Below are 1,961 nucleotides of genomic sequence, written 5' to 3'. Positions count from 1 at the left end.
TAAATTATAGAATATAACATATCTCAGTTTCTAAGGAATCGTTGCTTGGATTCCGTTACATTGCCGATTGTAAATAAAGAAAAGCCTTGTTTTTTAAACAAGGCTTTTCTGATTTACCATTTCAAAATTGAAAATCCGTATGGTGGAAGTGTAACTTGTAGTGAGTTTGTTTCAGCTGAAAACTCTTCTTTTGTATATAAGTTTGTAATCTTTTTACCAGCGATATCATAAGGGATAGGAGCTGTAACTTTATGATTTGTTGGATTTAAAACAAAAAAGATTGTTTCCTTCTTGTATGTTTTTATATAAGAAATATAATTATGTTTGTCGTTTGCCTCAATCCATTGAAATGAACCGTGTCCACTAAAGGCTTTATATTGCTTTCGTAGTGAAATTAATGTTTGTATATGTTGAAATAACTCTCTATCTTGTTTATTTTCCTCCCAAATCATACATGTTCGGCAGCCTGGATCCATCCCGCCCTCCATTCCAATTTCATCACCGTAATAAATACATGGCGAACCGATGAAGGAGAGGTGGAATACATAAAGTAACTTCACTTTTTCTTTATTACCGTTGCAGGTTGTTAAAATTCGCGGTGTATCATGGCTATCTAATAGATGAAAAGCAGCTTCGTTTACATTCATGGAATATGAATGTAAAGATGATGTGATTTGTTCCGTAAATTCACTAGCTTTAATCGTTTCATGTGCAAAGTAAGAAAGGAGGGCGTTTGTAACTGGGTAACTCATAACAGCATCAAATTGATCCCCCTGTAACCATGGTAGTGCATCATGCCAAATTTCTCCTAAAATATACACTTCAGGATTAATTGCTTTTATTTCACTGCGGAATTCCCTCCAAAAGCTATGATCGATTTCATTTGCAACATCAAGTCGCCAACCGTCTATGTGAAACTCTCGTACCCAATAACGGCCTACTTCTAGTAAGTATTCTTTTACATCTGGATGAGCAGTATTTAATTTTGGCATATCGGGTGTAAATGCGAATGTATCATAATTAGGAACAGGTGCTGTTTTAATTGGAAATTCATGAATATGGAACCAATCTTTATAAGGTGAATGTTCTTCTTTTTCAAGAACATCTTGAAACTTATCAAAAAAGTATCCGCTATGATTAAATACAGCATCTAGCATAATTTTAATACCGCGTTGATGACATGATTCAACAAGCTTTAGAAATGTTTCTTTCGTTCCGAATTGAGGATCGATTTCCATATAGTCAATTGTGTCGTATTTATGATTTGAATGTGCCGTAAAGATCGGAGTAAAGTAAATCCCGGAAATACCGAGTGTTACAAGATAATCAAGATGCTGCATAATACCAGCAAAATCTCCGCCGAAAAAATTTGTTGCAGTTGGCACTGTGCTGCCCCAAGGAAGAGTGTTCGTAGGATTACATGTATAATCTCCGTTCGCAAAACGTTCTGGGAAAATTTGATACCACACTGTATCTTTTACCCATGAAGGGGCTGTAAAAACATCCTTTTCATGTATAAATGGGAAGCAAAAGTAATGGCCGACGTCGTCGGTAGGTGCTTCAGAGAAAAATCCTCTTTCTGTATAAACGATAGTTTCCGTACTGTTTTTTAGTTCGAATCCATATCGTAAGCGCTTAAATTTCGGTTCAATTGAAACAAACCAATAATCGAATAAATCCGTCGAACCGCTCTTTTCCATTGTCATTTTTGCTGTGAGCCACTTCTCGTTCTGCCATTCATATGGATCTCCATAAATGAAGGACACTACATCTACATCGTTTTTTTTTGTACGCAGCCGAATATGAAGTGTTTTTTCATTATAAGCGTATGCGTAATTATCTTTTGGCCTATGGTATATTGCTTCTTTTAACATGTGAAAAATCCCCCTTTACTATTTTTAAAATAAAGATATATCGCAAACGATTGCTTTTTATGTAACTTTAATATTGCTTATAAGAGT

The 1,961-nt window shown here is 35.2% G+C and carries 1 protein-coding gene; it reads right to left on the bottom strand.

From position 1 onward, the window contains the following. Positions 1-113 precede the first annotated feature (113 nt). Entirely contained in the window at positions 114-1,874 is a 1,761-nt protein-coding gene (locus V7024_RS00005) for an alpha-glycosidase (protein ID WP_335513913.1), read from the bottom strand. Positions 1,875-1,961 lie beyond the last annotated feature (87 nt).

Origin of the sequence: Bacillus sp. JJ864 (genome assembly GCF_036963045.1) — a bacterium.
In the GTDB taxonomy this organism is placed as follows: Bacteria; Bacillota; Bacilli; order Bacillales; family Bacillaceae_G; genus Bacillus_A; species Bacillus_A pseudomycoides_C.
Note: the sequence above shows the minus strand (reverse complement) of the source record. Positions and strands in the feature narration are given on the sequence as shown.